Here is a 22,708-nt window from a genome sequence, read left to right on the forward strand (position 1 = left end):
ATTCAACCAGCTCCAGTCAGGATTGCTGGAAAATCAGACCTCTAACCACATTGGATCGGTCTTTAACGATAATGGCCTTAAATTTACCGCTTGGATTAACGTATTGATTGTCCTTTTCACTCATCGTCTGATTAATGCTGCCTACCTTGTCATCAGGTGCAATGACAGAACCATAGTCCGCATTATTAACGTCCTGAGAGATGTTGAGCTGATTACCGTACCACTGTCCGCCTTTGTTTTTACCTGTAATAACCTGAATACCAAACTGGTCCTTGTCCGCGTATTTCCGTAATGCATTGGTCACTTGTGATCCACTGATGGTTGTTCCGTCATACACCGTAAATGCTGCCTGAGAAAGCTCGGTTTGAATATCTGCAAAGTTATTCTGGGCTGTTTTCGTTGCCTCCTGAGCCGAAATAAATAACAACACTACAATCGTAATCAAAGCAATCGTCAAAAATATCCCCGCTGCCACCTTTAAAGCACTTGATGCATTATTCATACTAAATACCTCCTAAAGTGTTATGAATGATTATTTTTCAGTTCTTCGTACAAGCGAAACACTACAGTTTCTGGATTTGTTCATAATACATGCTCATCTGTACAAAACTCATGCCTACCAGCGGAATAACAAGATACATGAAGATCAGAGCGTACATGGGTGTAAAACCGATCGTCCTCCCCCATCCAGCCTTGATATCAATGATTTTGCTGTACTCCTGTTTGCGCTGTTCAAAATAAAAGGCCATCATGCTTTCTAAATCATCAAAAGCTTCTCGAATGGATATTTTACCTAGAGCCAGTTGCAGTTTATCAATCAAACGTTGAAATTCAGGCAAACCCACCTCCTCTTTTAATTGTTCAAGCGCTTGTTCAGGCCCATGTTCGAAGTGCAACAAACACTTTTGTAGTGGCCTTTTGAAAATGACAGCGAATCGATTAAGCCATTCTACAATCTCCTCTACAGACATTCGATCCATCTCTCGTAAAATTGAAATGACTGTCTGAAATTGATAAATTTCATGTCTCATATCCAACCTTCGCATTTTACGCTGGAACAACATAAGCCAGATGGGCAGATTATATCCCCCTATACCTATAAGCAGTGCCAAAACAATCTCCCACCATCGCATATATTGGTTGTTATATGCTTCGATCTTGTCTATAATCCGCTGAATTGTTGCCGTCTGAGCATCATGATCAAGCTGGGCTGGTGTAAGCTGCAACAGCGCGATGGAAATATCTTCGTATGTGGCCGCCCGCTTCATCTCAACATACGCCATAACCTTTCCATCCAGTGCGGTCTTCTCTCGGGCAACTTTCAAATCTGCCTCTGACATTGCACCAAACATGCGGTCATCCCTGATTGGATCGTGCAATATGTGATTACGCTCGACTTGATGTAGCAAAAGAATCAAGCTTACAGTCAGAACCAGACAACTAGCGAATAGCAATAATCTGCGAATAGCTAACCATTCATATTTCAGCTCGGTACTGCTCTCTCTCATTAACCTGATCATCTGATTGTAAGGAGTTGTTCCGGGTTTGGCTGCAAAAAGCATCGCCAGCCTCCGCAAAAAAATATGCTTATACAAAAAACGATCCAGTCTGCATTGTTTCTTCCCGGAACGGTAGCGGGTTTCATCATATTGCTGAAGACGCTGTAATAGCAAGTAAGCAACAATGATGATAATGTATATGGATATTTTAGTGATAAAACCAAGTTTGCTACGATAAAAATCATCCATCGTCGGGAAACTGACCCGAGCCCAACGCTCAATTGGCCCTGTAAAGAGTACAGGTACAAGAGCAATCACGTTTAACCCTTGTAGCAGATAATCAAGCCTGTCACGCCTTAATATCTCCAGGTGTATCTCCTGAGTAAGATTACCTATACCTTTCAGATAGATGGAGCCCTGCTCCTTATCCTTATCTCCGAACTCCATCACCATATAAGATACACCGGCAAAACCTTTGAGAAAACGGTTGGGTGCCACTTCATAATATCGTTCAAGTGCTTCATTGGGGTCGGGAGAAGTCAACGCTTCATAGATTAGCCTCACCTGCTCGGCAGCTTCTCCTGTACCTGCTTCGGACGCTTCATAGAGCGCTTCCTCAACCATGCCATGCTGATGATACCGATGTCTTACATCGGCGAACAAATCTAGCATTTGCACCAGCAGTTTTTTCTCCATACGACTCAGGCACATATCTAACACAAGACTATTCAGCACGATAGCACACAGCGTAGCCAGAAGAATAAAGGCGATACCTGGCTGTAACCAAAACAACACTGTACTTACACTTCCGTACCCGCCCATAATAATCAGAACAACAGTCATCGTGACTCTGCGAAGCGCTGGTTCATCACTGGCATAACGATATGAGATTCTTTTTTGCACTTGCAAAATATACGAGGAAAGCAAGGGTATCTTCATACCGACTTGATATGTCTGCAACAGGAAACTTCCCCAATCTCTATACTTCTTGCCTTGAAAATTCACGATTTTCCCCGCAGCGTACATCGAGGTTGACTCTCTCTGCCTCAGCATACGAAGAATGATCAGCGTGATGACTAAACCAACTACACAAAAACTGACTACAACCAACAATAGCCATTTAATGCTCATAGGTTTCACCCCAGTGTTGTCCAATAAACCGCCCAAACTTCTCGGCATCTGGTAGCGTCATCTGCTCCTGCATGTCTTCGATGCTAGAAGCCGAGATCGGAGCAGTAGCCACATATTTCCCTTGGCGATACTCTACGACATTTCTAAATGTGAACCCAGCACTTTCTTTCATATTTTCTGCTTCAAGGGAGTGGGGAATACATTCAGTAATCCGCTCAATATATCTGCGGCCCTCTGCATCTTTTTTCATATGAACATCAAAGTTAATGACACTGACAACCTGTTCTTCGGCAATATGTTCATGCTGAAACATACCTGTTTTAAGTAATGAATTCCGGAGTGAAAACACCAGATCACGGAATGTCTTGGCGTGATGTGTAAACAGGGTAAACAAACTCGCCACCTGTGACATCTGAATCATCCAGGCAGCCACCTCATCACTCGCAACCTCACCGAGAATGTTTACTGTCCCATCTGTTTTTTTCTGTAAATCCAGTCCTTGCTGACCCGATATATGTTCCGTTTCCCGAAAACTCAGAATGTTACGGCGACTGTATATCCGTCTTAATTGCAACTCAAATGCCATCTCCTGTACACGCAAAGTATAGGAAGCATAGATATGTTTCACCATCGCCATAAGCAATGTTGTTTTACCAGAGCCCTGTGCACCGGTTACTGCCGTGATCCGACTACCTTTCATCAAATATTGCAACAGTTCTATTGGTAATTGTGCGTTGTTACCTGTAATCAATTGTTCAAGGGAGGCGTTGGGAATATCAAACTTCCGAACAAAGAATGCCCAGGATTCCGCAAAAGGAGGACGCACAACGACAACATGTGAGCCGTCTTTCATCTCATTCACTTTATAACCACTTGATTCCGATAATTGACCAGGATAATTGTATTTATATATGTTCTGACACACTCGTTTCAACTCCCGGATACTGCCAAAGCTTAAGAAAGACAAATGAATAGACTTCCCTTTATAAAAAATCCATACACTCTCCATCCCGCTTAGCGGTTCCTCGTTATGCTCATCCTCAAAAGCATGTTCCAAAAGATCATTCCATGAAGCGGGTACATGATTTCCCTTATGTGGCAGTATTTCAAGAGCCCCGCTTACCCCTCCGCTGACACCATCGATCCGTTGATCCCTGATTTCATCTACTACCGAGAATCCTTTATAATTTTGATATATACGCTGCACGATAATTTCTACCTTTTCTCTAAATCCCAATTCCCGGTATTCACAATCAAAAACATGCTGGATATCTTGATCGGAAATATAGTAACTTCCGCCATCTTCTGAGCCATGTTCCTGCCTAAGTTTACCTAAATCATAGGTATCAATCATTCTGGAAAGAGCATCTACCCCAAATTGCTCACGGTATAAATAAAAGATGATCTCGAAGCGGTCTTGCACGCTTAATCGTTCTGGTTCAGCAAACATCATCACTTCGTCGACGTTGGATTTATTCAAACCAATACTTCGTGTCAACAAGTCACTAATCAGGTTTTTGACATACGTCTTGTCACTGATGCTTCCTGATACACAGCTTTTGAGCGCCTTTCTCATCTCAGCTCGTTGATTGATTCTACGGCGATACTCTTCTTCATGTAAACCGGCATCGGCAAGTTGGCTATGGCTTATTTCATGCAATGAATTTTTTACTTGTTCAATCAATGTCTCAAACGTAAAGTACTCCTGCTCAGGTATACGTTCATTTTTTTCCCGCATATAGGCTCGATACTTGAACCATACATACCACATACCTGTAATTAGAATCATTGTGATGAATATCGCATTCCAGACCACTAGAGATTCAGGCTCCCCTTTCCAGCCTCTTCAGCACAGTACGCATGCCCGTACCATCCATAATCAGGCGAGCGAGTTCAGCCATAGCTAAGGCAAAACTCCCTTTTTGAACTTGTTTTTTCTCAGTCAGACTCTCAAGTTGCAAGTATCTGGCGACATCTCTGCGGTTGATCGCATCCAGATACCCGGTCGTATATGGGACTGCGGAAAGACTTCCCTTGTATCTAAAACCACGCTTTATATTGGAGAGTGTAGCACGAGAGTGTGAATCATATTTATTGATAAGTACATGTAGCTTCCGTTCCGTTATTTGTTCAGGCAGGATCTCTTCGAAAAAGTGTTCCAGATGCCTCATATTCTGATTCAGAACAACGACAACATAATCAGCCTGCTGCACGATAAGCTGTGAATCAACATTAGATTGCCCTGCATCCAGAAGCACAAGATCATAACATTGATTAGCAGTCTCCAGCAGTTTTTTTAACAACTCCCCTTTTTCACTCACAGAGCGCTCATTTCTATACACGCTCCCAGTCAGTAGATCAAGCTGCTCTTTCAACAGCGGTTTGGTGTAATCTTTCAGGTTGTGCTTGTTAAGGCTACCACTAATAAACAGACGTTCGACAGCATCCCAACCATTTTCTTCAAAAGAATACGAGACATCGGCTGAACTCTTCTCATCCTGAAATATGCCTGATTCTACACCATAATTTGCTGGACCTGTGTTGACAAGCAATACTCTGGCTCTATACTGGAATGCTGTCGCATAGGCACTCATTAATGCACTTGAGGAACATCCCGTTTCAGCAAATGGACTCCAAAAAGCAATCGTACTCATGCCCTCATCCTCCCCGCTTCTTTGATCGCACGGCGGCTGCGAACGCTCTCCCACCCGGTCAGTTGTTCCACAACACGACATAAGGATTTTTTGTAATTTCTGGACAGTGGGCCGAGATTCACACGGTGATAATGTTCATTTTCAAGCTTGACCGCAGCACTCAATTCATCCCACGGAAGGATCAGGGACTCTCCAGTCCAACGAAAGGGGCCACCCTCAAGGTAGGCCCACAGATAATGGGCTTCAAGTCTACAATCCACTCCATTAATCAGCATTCGTTGGAAAGCCAGTTCTTCAGGAAGCTCATGCTCGTTGAATAACTTTTCCAGCCACCCTTTCCCTCGTTCCAGATTATATCGTTCATAATCGCTCACCCAGACGCGAACTTCTGCGGTAAGCCATAAATGACGTGAAGCAAAGTGCAAGGTCTCGATGTCATATAACACATAATCATAACCATCCAGGCTCTCACCGTTGATCTGCAAATGCTGTTCTACCGCCATTGAAGTAACAAAATGACATGCAATATCAAATCCCTCAAATTCCACAACTCGTAATAATTGCTGATGATCTCCAACACTGTATCCATATTTTTGTTGCAACGTACCGTCCACTAAGAGAACTCGCTTACCTGTTGAAGCAAGTATTTTACTCAGATATAACATCAGATCATTTTTCTCACATAAACCTGCAAAAATCCAAATGTGCACTGATCAGCGCCCCTCAATCTCAATTTAATATTGTTATAAGAATTAATGATTTAATGCAAATTACTCATTTCCCGTCAGCAATTGCTGTTGCTCGTTCAAAGTTGAAGATTCAATAACGTCCGGTGCCTCTCCCGTGTGATCTGTTCCCCTATTGCCTGATCCGTCGTTCCAGATCGTTCCTTGATGCTCAGATGAATCTTGAACTGTTGGCCTTTTATTATACGTAACAGAAGATTGTGCCACATCTTGTTCGACACCGTTAGATGGGGCTGACATGGAGGCAGCGAGCGAACTTTCGAGTGAACTTCGAACTTGTCTCGTTAATTCCTGCTCGGCATGACGAACGATGTTGGGATCACTCTCCAGTAGCTTTAACACTTCGGAATTGGCTGGATATGTCGGAATAGCTGCTGTCTGAAATTGTGGTTCTACATAGGTTAGAGCGTAGATTGAAGCTTTATGTAAATAGGCATCCACGATTGCACTGGACAACGACAAAATTTCTTCTTCTGTCATCGTAATCCATAGTGTTGCTGCGTTTAACCGTTCCACCTTTTTCTTGGACAAGAGAATGTAGTCTTGACCTGTAGGAAACTGAATACGTACGTCGATCATGTCTCCTTTGGCTAGCGAAGATGGTAGCAATACCACTTGCAACTCGCGATTTCTTAAATCAGCTGATGCAGGTGTCCCCTCATATACCATCTCCGTTGTAATCGCCGTTCCTTTTTTAAGCTCAATTTTAGCTGAATGCCCTTCCAGCTTCTGCGAACTAGACCATAGATTGCGTGGAGCCTGAGCGTCCGGTATCGCAATCAGTTTCAGATCCTCTGGTGAGATAAGTTCTCCCGCTTCGATATCCCTGATGGTTACCCACCCTCGGGCACCAGAATTCCACTGCTGCAACAATTCCGCTTCTTTCTCCTCATATGCTGACAGATAACGGGCCTCCATAGCTGATCTGACATCCTCTTTGGTGCTCAGCTGATATACCACATAACTTCCAAAAATCATACCGACAGCTCCTGCTCCAATCAGTCCTGCATAAATCAGTTGACGACTTTGTTTTCTTAATTTGGACAAAAGAGGCTCTCCTTTCCTAATCTCCTCTACTCATGTACTTTTTAAGTGAAAAAAATGAACGTTTTGGGGGCTGCCGTACCATTAAATGCCCTAGAATTTGTGAGAATACCTTATCCATATGAACATCCTTGTCAAATGGGTCCAGCTGCAGTGGTAAACCGTATACGTGGGATGTATCCAGTGTTTCACGTACACGCTCCACTGCGTCTGTTGCGGCGAGCGGAAGGCAGTATATCCATTTCTCCCGGGGAAAGCGATAATGCGTGCGTACAAAAGCTCCAATCTCCGCTTGTTTCCATTCTGCACCAGAACCAATAATGATAGGCAGATCTGCACGCAAAAGCTCCTCTAATCGATTCTGATCCTGTCCGCTTCCTAGATCCATCACAATAAATTGATAGCTGCCGCCCAGCAGGGATAAAATATCGGCCCGGCCAGACTGCTTCCAATAATGCACGCCATCCACCGCAAACTGCCTGCTTGATGCTACAGGTTTACCACCTAACGCAATGTGCTGGATACGTGTAAATGATTGAGAGCGAGGTGACATTTCGATCACCGCGACCTTAAAATTCTGCCTCTCCAGATAATGGCTGATCGCTATCGCTGTATGAGTAACACCAGCACCAGCTGAAACCCCGGTAAGAGCAATCACTCTCGTGCCCCCGCCAAGCATTGGCTGTTGATCTACAGGCGAGGACATCATTCCCGGTATTCGAAGCAGCTCCTTCCTCACCTCATTCGCCGTTTGAAACCTTTCATTCACGTCATATCGTAGCAATCGTCTGACAACAGGGGCGTATGTTCGCGGGACATCACTCCGTATAGAACTTTCTACGCCTTGAATCCATTCAGTGTAAGCTCCACTCGTCATTAGATACAGCATCAGGGCTCCAAGACTATATAGATCTGAACGGGCATCCGTTTGTCCGGAACCATATTGTTCTGGTGCCGCAAATCCGGCAGTCCCGAGTTTAACCGTATCTTCAGCAAGATGCGTCTTATAACTGCGGGCAATGCCAAAATCAATCAAGCGCACTTCATGCTCTGGTGTAATCATAATGTTGGACGGCTTCAGGTCTCGGTAAATGACAGGAGGATCCAAGTTATGCAAATAACTTAGAACATCCAGTAATTGAAGTACAAATTCCATCAACTGTTCCACCGGAATTTTACCCCGGCACTGTTTGAAGTAGTCGCTCAGCGTTAACCCTTCAATATATTCCATGACAAGGTACGTATAACCGTCATCGTCAGGAGCAAAAAAATCAACAATCTGCGGAAGTCTCGGATGCCGAAGTGATGTCAACAGAGCCGCTTCTCTCTCCATACTGCCTTCATAGGGCAGCTTCGTGACACTTTCCTTCACAGCCCAGATCTTCCCTGGCAGCTTCAAATCCTCTGCCTCATACACATGGCTCATTCCTCCTGAACCAAGAATCGATAGGATACGATATCTTCCTCCCAGCAGGCTCCCGCGTTCCAGCCTCGCCGGATGTCTCATAGGTCTACCTCCTTCCAAACAACATAAAAAGGGAAAGCTTCACCGATAATGAGCACACTGGAATTCCAGTCATGCTCACTTCGGGATGCTTTCCCTCAAATTTATTGTCGTTATGGTTAATATTGGTATCATTATAGTACACATAATCAACCGTTGTAAAGCAGAATATTTTATAAGTTAAATGACTTAATATTTAATCATATATAATGTGATCTCTTCACGATTATGAAACAGCTGCTTTGAACGCTGAATCTGCATCCGTGAACGCTCAAACGTATCGATCACTTCTTTTATAAGCGCAAGTGGTTTTTTGTGAAGCAATTTCACCGTAACAATGGCTGTCCCACCGGATTGGAGACTATACAGAAGGTCAGATACCAGTCTGCTCATCAGCTTCGGACTCCAGCTCATATCACATACAAGCAGATCGAATTCACCTTCGCGGAAACGCACATCGCCTGCATTTTTTTTCAAAAACGTCAATTTAGGTGAAGCGAGCAAGGTTGCATCCATCTTTGCCGGGTCTACTGCTGTTACCTCAAGCCCGCGCTCAAGCAGAAATGATGTCCATCCCCCAGGTGCTGCGCCAATATCAAGTGCCTTGTGAAACGAAGTAAAATCAATACCAAACGTTTGCTCCGCTTCAAGCAACTTAAACTTGGCTCGAGAGATTTGTCCTTCTTCCTTCTGAAAACGGATCGCTCCACCACTCCAGTCGGACAGATTCTGTTCGGGTCTGGATACACCTGCATATAACATATCATTAGCAGCAAATACCGAAATGACATATTCCGCATCCCGAATAACCCATTCACAGCCCAGATCACCCAGTTTTTCCGTCAGCATTTGTTTCAATGAAGCTGCGTTTTCGCCCCAAAAAGAACTCTCCGTTTTGCGAGTTTGCATGACTACTTTAGCCCCAGACAATTCCTTATGGTTCAGAATAAATGCAATCAATTTCTCCAGAGACTGCTCCGTATCCTCTGTATTCTCTTGAAATTGAACAGGCTGAATGTGACGTAAAAACGTCGGAGACTCTTGCAGAAGTCTAATCGAGACTTCTTCCTCTGCAACTGGTAAACCAGCCAGTAGAATCTCACCTGGAACCAGCACCGTGCTCTTCACTGCTCCAAAAGTGCGGCGCAGTTCCTCCTGCGCATAAGGTGCAAAGCCGTGATTGGCGGTGCATATAAAACGGGAAAAGTCTGTTTCTCCCGAAAGTGATTGTGTACTCAACTTGTGTTACCCTCCAGAACGTACGTGTATCCATGGACGATCCTCATGCCACTGAATTTCCACCGGAATATCATACGTATGCTTAATTGTATCTTCTGTTAAAATCTCATGTTTTGGCCCCGCCGCATCAATGCGTCCATCACGGATCAATGCGACATGAGTAAACAACGGCACGATCTCTTCCACATGATGGGTGACGTACACCACCGTCATATTCCGCTGGCGCAGACGATCAATCTCAATCAGCATCTTCTCACGTTCATACAGATCAAGGCCAGCACAAGGCTCGTCCATAATAAGCAGCTTTGGTTCAGCCATTAACGAACGTGCCAACATGACTTTTTTGCGTTCTCCCTGGGATAACGTTCCCAGCGGTTGATTTGCCAGTTTTGAGAAACCCATCTCCTCCAGCAGCTGCATCGCCTTTGTTTTCACTTCTTCTGGAATCGTCTGATAAAAGCGTAAAAAGGCATAGGCTCCTGTAGCGACAACCTCCCATACCGGATCACGTAAGGTCAATTTTTCAATCAATGTTTGGCTGATATAACCGATCTCTTTGCGAACCTCCCGGACATCGCATTGCCCGTACACATTACCGAGCACTTCAATGCGTCCCGAACTAGGAAACATATATCCATTCATCATTTCCAGCAGTGTAGTTTTACCTGATCCATTACGCCCCAGGATGACCCAATGTTCGCCTGGTTCAATGCGTAAATGAACGTCATCAAGTATCTGATTTTCTTCGCGACGAAGCGAAATGTTCTCCATCACTACAACACTCATTTTAACACCGCCTTCCGAATCTCATTGAGCAGATGCTCAACCGAGTTCATCCGATAGACCATCCTGGGTACATCTTGCTCACCATCAAACAACATTAAAGCCGGTACACTCGAAATCTGAAACTGCTGCACAAGCTCCGGAATATCATGAATATTCATCTCATATAAAACACCTTCTGGCAACATATGCTCAGCGACCTCCAGCATACGACGAGCTGCTGCACACGTTCCGCATAACGGAGTATATATAAATACCGCTTGAGGCAACCCTTCCCATACACCCCGCATTACCATTTTAGACGTAATCGGCTTCATAACTTTTCAGCCTCCGCAGCCACTCGCAACATGACTTCACCTGTCATCGGACCGTTATGAATTATAACGGAATCAGGTTTGTTGCTATACAACATCTCGTACATCTGGCGTTTTCCGTACATACTCGACGTATGTAAATAGATCTCACGCGGATAGAGCCCTTCCCGTACAATCGATGCAGCTACTTCACCGCCATTCATCGAATCCGGCCCAAGTTCATAGTCCAGCGATAGAATGTCTACTTCGCCATCTCGCAATAACAAGAGGCATTCCTCAGCATTGGTAGCCAGAACAAACCCTTTTGGACAAGAACGATAGTCATCCAGAAAAACATGCATCGTCTCGCACCTCCCAACTTATAACCACGAACGCATGAGCTGTATATCTTCACTGTGCGTTCCGTCTTCTCCTGTTTCCGTCTCCATTACAACTACCGCCTGCTTAATATGGGGTGATTGCAGCAGTTTCTTCATTGATTCATAGCCCATATGTCCATGACCAATTCTCGCATGTCTGTCTTTGTTCAGACCGGATGCATATTTGGAATCATTAAAATGAACAGCCGCCAGGTCATCCCAATATTCCAGCTGCCTACCTTTTTCCAACAAAATGTTCTCATCTCCAGCCTTCCACATCCCTGAAGCAAAAGCATGACATGTGTCGAAACAAAATGCAATATGCTCAGGGAATCGACTCAGCTTGCGAATCTGGATCATTTCCTCCATCGTTGTCCCCATGGGTCCATGATCCCCTGCCTGATTTTCAAGCAAAATTTTGGATTCGCCTTGCCACCCTTCCAGCGCGGTGTCCAGACAGTGAATCAAATTACGATATCCCTCTAGCGGATCTTTCGTCTGTATATGGCCAAAATGAACAACCGTTCCAACCGAACCACATGCATTAGAAATCTCAAGATCATTGCGAATCGATGAAACAATAGCATGAAACCCCGCCTCTCCACGGGTCATACCTAGTGCCGGATTCGTAGGATAAGGTGAGTGAGCAATGGATGCCATACCATGTTCTTCACACCAGTCCCTGCACAATGTAGCATCTTTTTGATCAAGACTTTTCAGGCTAAGACTGCGCGGATTTTTCGGAAAATACTGAAAAGCCGTCGCTCCCATCTCATATGCTCTCTTAGCCGCCTGTAAAAATCCACCTTTAGTGCTTACATGTGCGCCGATGCCGGTTTTAGGCCTCATGCTGACATTGCGGACAGAAAAATGCCTTTTTGCCCGTAATTTCAACTCGTTCAATGGTTCCCCCGCAGCGAGGACAAGTTTCACCCTCCCGGTCATAGACCCGGCACTGCTCGTCAAACTTTCCTGTTTTGTTGTCACCCTGCATTAGCGGCATTTCCATATAACCGCCCTCGTGCGCAGCCTCACGTAACACCGATTGCATAGAGTGATACAGTCGCTCTGTCAGTTCAGTCGAGTTTGCAATGTTCTGCGTTTTTGAGCTTGGTCTAAGTCCCGCAGCGAAGGCGATTTCATCTGAATAACAATTGCCGATGCCAGCGATAATATGTTGATTTACCAAGGTTGTTTTGAGTGTTCCCCGGCGACCTTTAAGCAGTCCAGCAAAACGTTCCTTATTCATTCTTCGATCCAGAGGTTCTGGACCTAGATCGGACATCGCTTCTTCTGTCTCCTTGGAAGTCATCAGATGCAAATACCCAAGACGCAAACCGATGAAGAACAGAATATGTTCTCCGAATTGAATCTCTACCTGTGTGGTGCGGTCAGGACGATCGTTCTCTGTCCCCCAGAACAACATGCCACCCAGCATAAGATGCAACACAAGACGTTTGCCGTTTGCAAGGTGAAAAATCAGATGTTTAGCGCGCCGTTCCACAAATATAATCCGATTGCCTGTTAACTCATCTATGAACACATCAGCAGTCGTATTGATCGTCTTTTCACGGTTCACAACTACCCCTGTTATCGGTAAATCAAGTATATGCTCGGACAATAACATCCTGTAATTTTCCATCTCCGGTAACTCTGGCATTCTTTATCTACTCCTTCTTGGAAGCCTGGCCTGCCTTTTGGGCTAACCATGCAGTCAGTGTATTCAAATCTTCAAAAACATGATCTGGACGTGCTTTCACGGCCTGAATATGTCCATCCATATTTTCATGTGTAGTAATACCTGTCAGAACAAGTATCGTTTCACAACCTGCTGCCACGCCTGCAGCAATATCCGTGCGCATATTATCTCCGATAACAGCCACTTCTTCCGCCTTCAAATTCAGCCGACGGATGGCTGATCTCATAATAATGCTTGAAGGTTTGCCGATCACCGTTGGTTGCACGCCCGTCGCTGCCTCGATGGCAGCCCCAATCGTACCCGCGCCGGGCGTTAATCCATCATCAGCCGGAAGCTGAAGATCAGGGTTAGTCATAATAAACTTAGCTCCCCCATTAATCCAGCGGAGTGCCTTCGTTAATTTTTGATAGGTAAATTCACGGTCGATGCCTTGGATCACAACATCTGGCTCATCCTCCGTCAGAATTAAACCCGCTTCTTTAATGGCCTGTAACAGCCCACCTTCCCCGATGCATGCTACCTTCGCCCCCGGAAAATCTGCAGCAACGTATTCAGCCGCGGCAACCGCAGAGGTACATACCTCGGAAGCATCCGCTTCTATCCCCATGCCATTCAAATGATCAGCCACACCTTGAGGTGTACGGGAAGAATTATTGGTCACGAACAAATAAGGTACTCCCTGCTTTCGCAACGTGCGAATGAGCTCATCGGCTCCATCAATACGATGCCTGCCATGATACAATGTACCATCCAGATCGATCAGATAGGCCTTAATCATACATTGCACTTCCTCTCTTCATTCCTTCATTCTGTTAACATTTCATCCCCTTAACAAAATCAGGCGATGCAAACAAACCTTTATACTATGTATTCAAGCATGTAGGAGGGTTCAGCCTCATTGAAAGAGGCACATAACAAGTCGAACCGGATCGAACACAGACGGTTTAACTCGCGCGTCTTCTGTACAAGCTTGTCATTTCCTGCGCTTTCCCGGAAAATAATTCGGAAAATTTCCCTGCTCATATTGCCCATCCTACACGCTTTCTGAGCAGATTGCAAAAGGGACCTCGGGAATATTTCTCCCTCAGTCCCGTCTCACTCGCCGGTTGTTGATATGGCCTGCGTCATGAATCAAGGCCTCTGCTTTATTGCGAAGAATCAAGCTTCCCATGAACCACAGGAATCAGTTGGTGCTCGTTCGCAAGCCTTGTGTTCGGAAAGATACTCTTCGCTTCATCGAGTAGTGGCTGAAGCTGTTCCTCATCTTTATAACGGGAACTGAAGTGAGTCATAATAAGCTCACCCACATTCGCCGCCAGGGCCGCTTCCGCCGCTTGTCTGGACGTACTATGATAGTACTCATGAGCCGTGTCAGCCAGATCATGCATAAACGTCGCTTCATGAACAAGAACGTCTGCATCCTGGGCCAGAGGTTTCACGTTTTCGCAAGGACGGGTATCACCCAGAATCGTAATCACCATTCCACGTTTCGGTGCTCCTAAAACATCCTCAGGACGTACCGTATCACCACTGTCTAATGTAATCGTCTCTCCCCGCTTTAACCGTCCGAACAACGGGCCTGGTTTCAGACCGTAAGCCGCTAATTTAGCCGAATCAAGACTACCTGGGCGATCTTTCTCCGTAACCCGATACCCATAGCTGTCAATACGGTGTTCGAGCAGGGCCGATTCGACGATAAAGCTGTCATCTTCAAACAGTACACCGCCAGTATGCTCCACAATATTCAAATCATAATTCAAACGAGATTGGCTAATCTCCATCGTTGTTGCAATCATGCGCTCCGTCCCTGGTGGTCCATACACCGTGAGTGGAGTCGTTCCACCCTGATATGCCCTACTGGACAGCAAACCAGGTAATCCAAACACATGGTCACCATGCAGATGGGTAATAAATATTTTCTCCAATTTGCTTAGTTTAAGCGGAGAACTTAAAATCTGATGCTGTGTCCCTTCCCCGCAGTCAAACAACCACAGCGCTCTGCGCTCATCCAACATGCGTAGTCCAATGGACGTTACATTCCGTTGCAGCGTAGGTACACCAGCATTAGTTCCCAGGAAATATAGTTCCATTCTGGATCGCACCTCTTTCTGTTGCCAGCAAAAAACCTCCGACCATGCGGAGGGCTTGCCTGAACAACTTATCAATTTATGCTTTTTCGACGTTAAAATATTTGGCCTGCGGATGGCTAAATACCATCGCGGACACCGATGCTTCAGGTTCCATCATGAAACCTTCAGTCAACTCTACTCCGATATCTTCAGGCTGCATCAGCTTGAATAACGGACCCTGATCCTCCAGATCCGGACAAGCCGGATATCCAAAAGATACTCGAATCCCCTGATAACGTGCGCCATGACGTTGTTTCATCGTCATATCAGCCGGGTCTGGGAAGCCCCAGATATCCCTCATCATGTGATGCACACGTTCTGCCAGTCCTTCCGCCACTTCCAGTGCTACAGACTGCAACGCATGCGAACGTAGATAATCCCCTTGATCCTTCCATGCCGTCGAAAGCTCGCGCACACCATGTCCCGCAGTGACAACGAGGAAGCCCACATAATCCATTTCACCGGATTCAACTGGCTTCAGGAAGTCGGACAGACACAGGAACGGCTCCACCTTCTGGCGTGGGAACGTAAAGGTATGCAGGATGTTGCTCGTATCTTGCGGATCATAAATGATGACGCTATTGCCGCTCGACTGCGCCGGGAAGAAACGATACATCGCATGAGCCTGAATGATTCCGTCACGAACCGCTTCCTGCATAATGCCATCAACGACCGCTTTCAAATCCGTAGCCTTAGGATCACCCGCAGCGAGCAATTGCTCTACTGAACCACGAAGTCCCAAATGATGCCCAAGTAACATCTGCATGTTCACGTAAGGCAGGATATGTGATAACGGGTAATTCCGCAATGTATGACGATCTAAATCAGGGGGTACAAGCACAGGATGATCAGCTGAAATGGCCGAGCGTTCTACCCGGGTTAACTCAGGTAGTGCTTGAACCTCTCCTACATTTGAAGCATCGGCTTCTTTTTCCGCATCCATCTCTGCTTGCATGGCTTCCCGTGTCACAGGATTCATCAGCTTATTGGCCAGATCCAGACCATCCATTGCATCCTTCGCATAGACTACCATGCCGTTATATTCAGGGCGAATCCGGTTTTTGGTAAACTTACGAGTCAATGCCGCTCCACCTACCATGATTGGCACATCAATACCAGCCGTGCGCAGATCCTGAGCGGTAAGAATCATCTGCTGAGCAGACTTAACGAGCAAACCCGAGAGGCCAATAGCGTCCACTTTTTCTTCCCTATACGCCTCAATAATACGCTCTGGTGGTACTTTTATACCCAAATTAATGATCCGGTAACCGTTGTTGGACAAGATGATCTCCACCAAGTTCTTACCGATATCATGTACATCCCCTTTAACGGTGGCAAGAATGATCTTTCCTTTGACAGAAGTTTCGTTCTTCTCCATGAACTGCTCCAAATATGCGACGGAAGCCTTCATCACTTCTGCACTCTGAAGAACCTCCGCTACAATTAACTCATTGTTGTTAAAGAGACGCCCGACTTCTTCCATGCCGCGCATCAAAGGACCGTTGATGACTTCAAGCGCTGTATATTTGGCTAGAGCTTGCTCCAGATCGGGCAACAAACCCTCTTTGCTTCCTTCAACCACATAAGATGCGAGACGTTCTTCTAATGAAAGGTTCGAGATTTTTTCTTTCTTCTCTACCTTTTTGTTACGGAATGCCGCTACGAAGGCAGCCAGAGTATCATCGTTTGTATTATATAAAAGCTCTTCCGAGAGTCTGCGTTCTTCTTCCGGTATGGACGCGTAGCGCTCCAGCTTCTCGGTATTCACGATGGCATAATCCAGCCCTGCTTTAGTACATTCGTACAGGAACACGGAGTTTAGCACCTCACGACCAGCCTCAGGCAAACCAAAGGAGATGTTACTAATACCCAGAATCGTATGACACTCTGGTAACGCTTCTTTAATGATACGGATACCTTCAATCGTTTCTTTTGCAGATCCGATGTACTGCTCATCACCCGTTCCTACCGGAAAGACCAGTGTATCAAAAATCAGGTCTTCTGGCTTCAACCCGTATTTGTTCACCAGCAAATCATACGAACGTTTGGCTACTTCAAGCTTGTCCTCGCGGCTGATCGCCTGACCACGCTCGTCAATCGTTCCGACAACTACCGCTCCGCCATATTTATGCAACAAAGGTGTTACCAACTCAAATTTCTCTTCGCCATCCTCAAGATTAATGGAGTTAATAATCGCCTTCCCTTGAGAATATTGAAGCGCTGTATCAATAACTGAGGCATCTGTTGTGTCGATCATCAGCGGAACCTTTACTTTTTTGACCACAAGTTCAAGGAACTTGATCATATCTTCCGTTTCCTCACGGTCAGGGTCCTGTACGCAGACGTCAACGATGTGTGCACCGTTTTTCACTTGAGCCCGGGCAATTTCGGAAGCTTCTTCGTACTTGCCCTCGACAATTAGTCGTTTGAATTTCCGTGAACCAAGCACGTTGGTGCGCTCACCAACCATATATGGACGATTGTCCTGTTCGACATATACCGGTTCAATTCCCGACAATGCAGGCGGGTGTGTTCCGTTCAATTCTCTTGGGGGGTATTTGGCGAGTGTATCACGCATGGCCCGGATATGTGCTGGCGTTGTTCCGCAACATCCTCCTGCAATGTTCAACCAACCCTGTTCTGCAAAAGCACCGATCTTCTGCGCAAGTGAATCCGGTGATTCGTGATAGTTACCATTCTCGTCAGGCAAACCTGCATTGGGATAACAGCTCACAGCTACAGATGCCATGCCAGACAGAGATCGAATATGGTCACGCATGAACTCCGGACCCGTCGCACAGTTTAGTCCTACCGAGATTGGGTTAAGGTGTTCTAAGGATATATAAAAAGATTCGATGTTCTGACCGGCCAAGGTCGTACCCATCGGTTCTATGGTTCCTGAGATCATGAGAGGCAGCTTGATACCGCTTTGATCAAATGCTTGCTGAATACCGATACTACCTGCTTTGACATTAAGAGTATCCTGTGAAGTTTCAAGCAGTAGCGCATCAACGCCTCCCTCTATTAAAGCGAGGGCCTGCTCGAAATAACTGTCCACCAGCTCTTGGAATGTCACCCCGCCAGTCACAGACAGCGTTTTGGTTGTTGGTCCCATCGCTCCGACCACATATCGTGGCGACTCCGGTGTGGAGAAGCGGTCAACAGCTGCTTTTGCAATTCTGGCCGCTTCGAGATTTATTTCACGTGCACGATCTTGAATATCGTATTCAGCGAGAACCACTGAAGTTGCACCAAATGTATTGGTCTCGATTAAATCGGCACCGGCTTCCAGATAATCCTCATGTATACGTTGGATCAAGTCTGGACGGGTTAGCACCAACATTTCATTACATCCATCCAGATCTTCACCGCCGAAATCTTCGCTGGTCAGATCCACTTGTTGAATCATTGTCCCCATTGCGCCGTCGAGGATTAATATTCGTTGTTTTATTGCATCGTGTAGACTAAGCTTATCCAATATCTTCACCCCCGCAAAACGTTAAATCTTAGTTTAACAGAAACTTACTTAATGTGAAAGATCGGTTTTGCTCCCGAAAGGTCGCGGATTTGCAGGAATGAAGCAGAATTGTGAATCGACAAATTTTGAGCAATCCGATATAATATCAATTAATCCAAGTGGAAAAGAGGGAAAGCGCATGGCTGAAATTGTTATCCGAAATACGAACGAACGAATCACTGGAGACGAGAACGTTCGAAATTTCTTGAACAAATATGACGTATTATACGAGAAGTGGGACGCTTCCAAATTAAACACGGAACTGCAAAACAACTTCGGCTTAACGGATGATCAGAAGCAAGAAGTATTAGAAACCTTCGATTATGAGATCAAAGACTTGGCGGCACGCCGCGGGTATCAAATCTGGGATGTCATTACCCTTTCCGAGCAAACACCTGACATCGAAGAGAAACTGGCCAAGTTCGAAGAAATCCATACGCATGCGGAAGATGAAATCCGTGCAATTGTTGCGGGTAAAGGTATCTTTGTCATTAAAGCAACTGATGATACAGGTTACTTTAATGTAGAACTGTCTCCGGGCGACGTCATTTCCGTTCCTGAAAACACACCGCACTTCTTCACTTTAATGGAGAACAAACAAATTATTGCGGTGCGCCTGTTCATCGAAAAAGATGGCTGGATCGCCGATCCGTATCCTGATCCAACGTTTATCAAAAACGCCTAACTTTGATTAAAAAGTTAACGTGCTTAACTAACCCCCTGCTCATAAGAGTCGGGGGTTAGTGTGATAACCTAGATGAAATAGTGAGGATACTTGTCCTTTAAAATCTCCTGCTCGTATACTACAAGCCTAAGATGTGCTTCCATGACCTGTGCCGCTTCCTCCGTCTGACGCTCTGTAACCAGCCTCAAAATCTCTTTATGTTGAGAGATAATCACTTCTAGATTCGAGTCTTCTGCTAAACGGAGTAATCGTAATCGATTAAATGGCATGTTCAATTGTTGCAACATTTTCCACGTCCGTAGCTTTCCAGTGCCCTGAAACAAAATCTGGTGGAATTCCTCATCCAATTCGAACAGTCGATAGAAGTTCTTTTTTCCAATACACACTTCCTGCATGGCAATGTTGGTTTCTAATTTGAACATGTACTCTTCAGGAAACGAAGTACAGGCTAACATGACAATTTCCTTCTCCATCTTCTCGCGCATAAACCTGCCTTCTTCCACATGCTCCAGGTTAATATGCGAAACAATAGTGCCACTCTGTGGAATGATATCCAGTAGTTCTTCTTCGGCAAGCTTCATAAAAGCTTCTCGCACCGGTGTGCGGCTCACCTGTAATTCATCTGCGATCTCTTTTTCGGAAATTTTGGTACCTGGTTCAAGCTCCAGATGAAGAATTCGTTCTTTGAGCAAATTATAAGAATACGTCCTGGTAGAGCCTCTTGTTTTCTGATTAAATGCCATGCCTTGACCTCTTTCTCTCAGCCATATTCCTTTCATATTAGCACAAACTACCGCTCCACTTTAAATAACTTTAGCGAAACGGTAGCTCGGCTTCAAATCTTACAAATTACTTTTTGTTTTCCTTATACGTCTTATAAGTGTCGTTCGCCATCTTCACATAATTGGACAAACCCTGACTCTCCAGCTCTTTTAGGAATGTATCATACTCGGATAACTTCCGTTCACCTATAATAAACTTCAACGTATTCTGGTCTGTATAGTCTTTGAGCGGCGTGCTCATCAGTGTTACACGTTCACGATCTTCGGAAGAATAAGGGATAGGTGGTTCAGCCGGAATCACTTCCTTTGTCTCTTTCATATTTTTCTGGAACTCAAGTTCTTCTTCGCTAAACATGGATTGAAGCAGGTCTGTTGTTCCACCGTAAGCAAATACACCACCAGAGAATCCGAAGTCAACGCGAAGGTCTTTCGTACCCTTAGGGTTCAAACCATTGTAATTAATATCATCTACTAACTTGCGTTTGCCACCTTTTTTAGTGTATGTCTCGTTCTCTACACCCCACTTCGCAAATTCCTGTCCTTCATCACTGTAATACAACCAGTCGATAAATTGTAAAATCGCTTTGAAATTGTCACTATCTTTAATCTTCCCGGAAATCATCACACCGTTTTCGAGTCTAGAACCCGACATCAGCTGCCCTTTCGGCCCTCCCGGAACTGTGATCTTAGCAATCGAGAATTTCCCTTCACCCAACGTTTTATTCATATCATTTCGATGCAGTACAAGTGTCTGCGAGTTACCGTTAATAATAAATGATTTACCCGAAACGAACTTTTGAGTAGCTTGATCATCGTCTTGCGTGAAGCTTTCCTTATCAAGGAGTCCTTCTGCAACCATTTTGTTAAAAAACGTCAGCAATTCCTTGTACTCTGGCGTCGTTGCCGTGGCAACAAATTCATCCTGGTCGGCTTTGTAGATCAAGCCATTTCCATATCCCCATCCAGCCTTAGTCCCAAAACCCGTAGCTGCAATGCCAAGTGTACTGTTGAATTTGAAACGGTCTGAAAATGGAATGGAGTCCGGATAGATTTCTTTTAATTTTTTGGCTGCGGTATAGAGTTCATCCCAAGTTGTAGGAATGGCAATATTATTTTCTTTAAAAATGTCTGTTCTTATGATCAGTGTATAATCAGGCCATACTTCCTCATGTAATCCCGGTAAAACATAATACTTCCCGTCCTCCTGACGCAGTCCTTCAAGTTCAGGTTCGAGTTTCCACTTTTCAATTTTGTCCTTGAAGTTTGGCATCAAATCAATGTAATCACTGATCGGCAGAATCGCTCCAGAAGATACAAAAGCAGATTCTTCACCCGGATAAGTCTTTGGAATAACGAGCGGAGCATCGCCAGAACTGATTAACAGCGATCGCTTCTGTGGATAGTCACTCATCGGCACGATGGTTGGCTCCAACGTAACTCCCGTCATCTCCGATATTTTTTTGAATAACAGCCAGTCTTTTTTATAAGGATACGTCGGATGATCACTATACAAAATAGAAAGATTAAATGGTTCCGTCGCTTTGAAGGTTTCGCCCACTTTATAACTCTCCATGGCTGATTTCGTGCCCACTTCGGTAACATCTGGGCCAGTCCCGGCACCACTGCTACAAGCAGCAAGTACAGCGGACATTGTCATTGCCAGAATCATCTTACCAATCCGTTTACGAGGCTTTCTTTTCAATCCATTCATCCCCTTTTGTTTAGTTTCCAAACCTATGTGTGAAAAGGTTACTGCTTAACAGAACCCAACATGATACCGGTTACAAAGTATCGCTGTACAAATGGATAGATTGTTAATATAGGCAGGATCGTTAACACCATCGTTACCGATTTGATGTTGGCAGCAATCTGAGTCAGATTGTCCGCAGAGGTTGCTCCCGCAGTGGCACCACTCGTTGCCCCGGCAATCATATTACGCAAATAGATCGTGACCGGAAACAGCTCTTTTTTGTCCAAATACAAGAAGGCAGGGAACCAGGAGTTCCAATGTCCAACAGCGTAGAACAGCACCATCGTGGCCATGACCGCTTTACTGAGAGGCAAAATGATACGAAGCAAAATACCGTATGTGTTTAACCCGTCAATGGCGGCTGCTTCCTCTAACTCTTCTGGCATGTTCTCAAAAAAGGATTTCATGATGAGCATGTTATATATGCTGATTGCACCTGGGACAACCAGTGCCCACATGGTGTTATTAAAACCAAGGGAATTGATCAGAACGTAGTTAGGAATCAGACCCCCGCTGAAAAACATCGTAAACACGGCAAACATGGTCAGAAATTTACGTCCCATCAATCTTTTTTTAGACAATGCATAAGCAAAAATCGTCGTCATAAACATTGAGATTAAAGTCCCCACCACTGTGTAAAGGATCGTATTTTTATAGTTCAACCAGAACATGTTATCCTTTGAAATGGTTTTATACGTATCCACATTGAACCCTCTCGGGAACAAGCTTACCTTACCTGAGTTAATGTACGCTTCACTACTGAAGGATTGTGCAACAACATTCAGGAATGGATATAGTGTAATAAAAACAATAAATAGCAAGAATGTTACATTAAATACCTTAAACACCTTGTATGATCGTGATTCCTGCATG

21 protein-coding genes are annotated in these 22,708 nt (G+C 45.0%); 1 reads left to right on the plus strand and 20 read right to left on the minus strand.

Annotated features, from left to right (window positions below; genetic code table 11):
* Positions 1-16: 16 nt before the first annotated feature.
* The 17 genes from ACT89M_RS16605 to metH all read right to left on the minus strand — a co-directional run bounded on the left by ACT89M_RS16605 (position 17) and on the right by metH (position 18,519).
* The gene (locus tag ACT89M_RS16605) at positions 17-502 is read right to left on the minus strand and encodes an ABC transporter permease (protein ID WP_090916729.1); all 486 of its coding nucleotides are present in this window, start codon (positions 500-502) and stop codon (positions 17-19) included.
* 61 nt (positions 503-563) lie between these two features.
* Positions 564-2,630 (minus strand): hypothetical protein, encoded by a 2,067-nt coding sequence (locus tag ACT89M_RS16610; protein WP_308721665.1) that lies wholly within the window; start codon positions 2,628-2,630, stop codon positions 564-566.
* Complete coding sequence (locus ACT89M_RS16615) at positions 2,620-4,419, minus strand: pilus assembly protein CpaF (protein ID WP_487345317.1); 1,800 nt, start codon at positions 4,417-4,419, stop codon at positions 2,620-2,622. Before ACT89M_RS16615 ends, ACT89M_RS16610 begins: the two co-directional genes overlap by 11 nt.
* Before the next feature lie 34 nt (positions 4,420-4,453).
* The gene (locus ACT89M_RS16620) at positions 4,454-5,284 is read right to left on the minus strand and encodes a CpaE/TadZ family protein (RefSeq protein ID WP_308721663.1); all 831 of its coding nucleotides are present in this window, start codon (positions 5,282-5,284) and stop codon (positions 4,454-4,456) included.
* Positions 5,281-5,994 (minus strand): hypothetical protein, encoded by a 714-nt coding sequence (locus ACT89M_RS16625; RefSeq protein WP_308721662.1) that lies wholly within the window; start codon positions 5,992-5,994, stop codon positions 5,281-5,283. Before ACT89M_RS16625 ends, ACT89M_RS16620 begins: the two co-directional genes overlap by 4 nt.
* A gap of 60 nt (positions 5,995-6,054) precedes the next feature.
* Complete coding sequence (locus ACT89M_RS16630; protein WP_308721661.1) at positions 6,055-7,077, minus strand: SAF domain-containing protein; 1,023 nt, start codon at positions 7,075-7,077, stop codon at positions 6,055-6,057.
* Positions 7,078-7,093: 16 nt separating this feature from the next.
* Positions 7,094-8,581, minus strand: a complete 1,488-nt coding sequence (locus ACT89M_RS16635; RefSeq protein ID WP_308721660.1) for a serine/threonine protein kinase — start codon at positions 8,579-8,581, stop codon at positions 7,094-7,096.
* Positions 8,582-8,767: 186 nt separating this feature from the next.
* The gene (locus ACT89M_RS16640; protein WP_154983546.1) at positions 8,768-9,817 is read right to left on the minus strand and encodes an SAM-dependent methyltransferase; all 1,050 of its coding nucleotides are present in this window, start codon (positions 9,815-9,817) and stop codon (positions 8,768-8,770) included.
* Positions 9,818-9,823: 6 nt separating this feature from the next.
* Positions 9,824-10,603: an ABC transporter ATP-binding protein gene (locus ACT89M_RS16645; RefSeq protein ID WP_154890460.1), complete on the minus strand. Its 780-nt coding sequence runs from the start codon at positions 10,601-10,603 to the stop codon at positions 9,824-9,826.
* Entirely contained in the window at positions 10,600-10,917 is a 318-nt protein-coding gene (locus ACT89M_RS16650) for a thioredoxin family protein (RefSeq protein ID WP_145331543.1), read from the minus strand. Before ACT89M_RS16650 ends, ACT89M_RS16645 begins: the two co-directional genes overlap by 4 nt.
* Positions 10,914-11,255 carry a cyclic-phosphate processing receiver domain-containing protein gene (locus ACT89M_RS16655; RefSeq protein ID WP_154890461.1) on the minus strand — a complete coding sequence of 114 codons (342 nt, stop codon included), beginning with the start codon at positions 11,253-11,255 and terminating at the stop codon, positions 10,914-10,916. The genes ACT89M_RS16650 and ACT89M_RS16655 overlap by 4 nt, the downstream gene beginning before the upstream one ends.
* Before the next feature lie 18 nt (positions 11,256-11,273).
* Positions 11,274-12,122 carry a deoxyribonuclease IV gene (locus ACT89M_RS16660; protein WP_154890462.1) on the minus strand — a complete coding sequence of 283 codons (849 nt, stop codon included), beginning with the start codon at positions 12,120-12,122 and terminating at the stop codon, positions 11,274-11,276.
* Entirely contained in the window at positions 12,112-12,933 is an 822-nt protein-coding gene (locus tag ACT89M_RS16665) for an Fpg/Nei family DNA glycosylase (RefSeq protein WP_154890463.1), read from the minus strand. The genes ACT89M_RS16660 and ACT89M_RS16665 overlap by 11 nt, the downstream gene beginning before the upstream one ends.
* A 7-nt stretch (positions 12,934-12,940) precedes the next feature.
* Positions 12,941-13,750, minus strand: coding sequence for a TIGR01457 family HAD-type hydrolase (locus tag ACT89M_RS16670; RefSeq protein ID WP_154890464.1), 810 nt, complete (start codon positions 13,748-13,750; stop codon positions 12,941-12,943).
* A gap of 80 nt (positions 13,751-13,830) precedes the next feature.
* Positions 13,831-13,995: a hypothetical protein gene (locus ACT89M_RS16675; RefSeq protein ID WP_186809716.1), complete on the minus strand. Its 165-nt coding sequence runs from the start codon at positions 13,993-13,995 to the stop codon at positions 13,831-13,833.
* Between the two features lie 122 nt (positions 13,996-14,117).
* Positions 14,118-15,062 (minus strand): ribonuclease Z, encoded by a 945-nt coding sequence (rnz, locus tag ACT89M_RS16680; RefSeq protein ID WP_154890465.1) that lies wholly within the window; start codon positions 15,060-15,062, stop codon positions 14,118-14,120.
* A 76-nt stretch (positions 15,063-15,138) separates the two neighbouring features.
* The gene (gene metH, locus ACT89M_RS16685; RefSeq protein ID WP_373323173.1) at positions 15,139-18,519 is read right to left on the minus strand and encodes a methionine synthase; all 3,381 of its coding nucleotides are present in this window, start codon (positions 18,517-18,519) and stop codon (positions 15,139-15,141) included.
* Between the two features lie 238 nt (positions 18,520-18,757).
* On the opposite strand from metH, the gene ACT89M_RS16690 reads away from it, so the two are divergent.
* Complete coding sequence (locus ACT89M_RS16690; protein ID WP_090916759.1) at positions 18,758-19,303, plus strand: cupin domain-containing protein; 546 nt, start codon at positions 18,758-18,760, stop codon at positions 19,301-19,303.
* 68 nt (positions 19,304-19,371) lie between these two features.
* Here ACT89M_RS16690 and ACT89M_RS16695 read toward each other — a convergent pair whose 3' ends face one another.
* The 3 genes from ACT89M_RS16695 to ACT89M_RS16705 form a co-directional block, all read right to left on the minus strand.
* A complete protein-coding gene (locus ACT89M_RS16695; protein ID WP_154890467.1) occupies positions 19,372-20,046 on the minus strand; it encodes a GntR family transcriptional regulator in 675 nt (224 codons plus the stop codon).
* A 106-nt stretch (positions 20,047-20,152) separates the two neighbouring features.
* On the minus strand, positions 20,153-21,787 hold the full coding sequence (locus ACT89M_RS16700; RefSeq protein ID WP_261769338.1) for an ABC transporter substrate-binding protein: 1,635 nt from the start codon (positions 21,785-21,787) through the stop codon (positions 20,153-20,155).
* Between the two features lie 47 nt (positions 21,788-21,834).
* On the minus strand, positions 21,835-22,707 hold the full coding sequence (locus tag ACT89M_RS16705) for a carbohydrate ABC transporter permease (protein ID WP_154890468.1): 873 nt from the start codon (positions 22,705-22,707) through the stop codon (positions 21,835-21,837).
* Position 22,708: the final 1 nt, after the last annotated feature.

It is taken from the genome of Paenibacillus sp. NN59 (assembly GCF_057597225.1).

What these genes read in the sequence shown, in the direction of transcription:
- ACT89M_RS16605 (WP_090916729.1), bottom strand. Translation starts at nt 502, where the DNA reads ATGAATAATGCATCAAGTGCTTTAAAGGTGGCAGCGGGGATATTTTTG.
- ACT89M_RS16610 (WP_308721665.1), bottom strand. Translation starts at nt 2,630, where the DNA reads ATGAGCATTAAATGGCTATTGTTGGTTGTAGTCAGTTTTTGTGTAGTT.
- ACT89M_RS16615 (WP_487345317.1), bottom strand. Translation starts at nt 4,419, where the DNA reads ATGATTCTAATTACAGGTATGTGGTATGTATGGTTCAAGTATCGAGCC.
- ACT89M_RS16620 (WP_308721663.1), bottom strand. Translation starts at nt 5,284, where the DNA reads ATGAGTACGATTGCTTTTTGGAGTCCATTTGCTGAAACGGGATGTTCC.
- ACT89M_RS16635 (WP_308721660.1), bottom strand. Translation starts at nt 8,581, where the DNA reads ATGAGACATCCGGCGAGGCTGGAACGCGGGAGCCTGCTGGGAGGAAGA.
- ACT89M_RS16645 (WP_154890460.1), bottom strand. Translation starts at nt 10,603, where the DNA reads ATGAGTGTTGTAGTGATGGAGAACATTTCGCTTCGTCGCGAAGAAAAT.
- ACT89M_RS16650 (WP_145331543.1), bottom strand. Translation starts at nt 10,917, where the DNA reads ATGAAGCCGATTACGTCTAAAATGGTAATGCGGGGTGTATGGGAAGGG.
- ACT89M_RS16655 (WP_154890461.1), bottom strand. Translation starts at nt 11,255, where the DNA reads ATGCATGTTTTTCTGGATGACTATCGTTCTTGTCCAAAAGGGTTTGTT.
- ACT89M_RS16660 (WP_154890462.1), bottom strand. Translation starts at nt 12,122, where the DNA reads ATGAGGCCTAAAACCGGCATCGGCGCACATGTAAGCACTAAAGGTGGA.
- ACT89M_RS16665 (WP_154890463.1), bottom strand. Translation starts at nt 12,933, where the DNA reads ATGCCAGAGTTACCGGAGATGGAAAATTACAGGATGTTATTGTCCGAG.
- ACT89M_RS16670 (WP_154890464.1), bottom strand. Translation starts at nt 13,750, where the DNA reads ATGATTAAGGCCTATCTGATCGATCTGGATGGTACATTGTATCATGGC.
- ACT89M_RS16675 (WP_186809716.1), bottom strand. Translation starts at nt 13,995, where the DNA reads ATGAGCAGGGAAATTTTCCGAATTATTTTCCGGGAAAGCGCAGGAAAT.
- rnz (WP_154890465.1), bottom strand. Translation starts at nt 15,062, where the DNA reads ATGGAACTATATTTCCTGGGAACTAATGCTGGTGTACCTACGCTGCAA.
- metH (WP_373323173.1), bottom strand. Translation starts at nt 18,519, where the DNA reads ATGGGGACAATGATTCAACAAGTGGATCTGACCAGCGAAGATTTCGGC.
- ACT89M_RS16690 (WP_090916759.1), top strand. Translation starts at nt 18,758, where the DNA reads ATGGCTGAAATTGTTATCCGAAATACGAACGAACGAATCACTGGAGAC.
- ACT89M_RS16695 (WP_154890467.1), bottom strand. Translation starts at nt 20,046, where the DNA reads ATGGCATTTAATCAGAAAACAAGAGGCTCTACCAGGACGTATTCTTAT.
- ACT89M_RS16705 (WP_154890468.1), bottom strand. Translation starts at nt 22,707, where the DNA reads ATGCAGGAATCACGATCATACAAGGTGTTTAAGGTATTTAATGTAACA.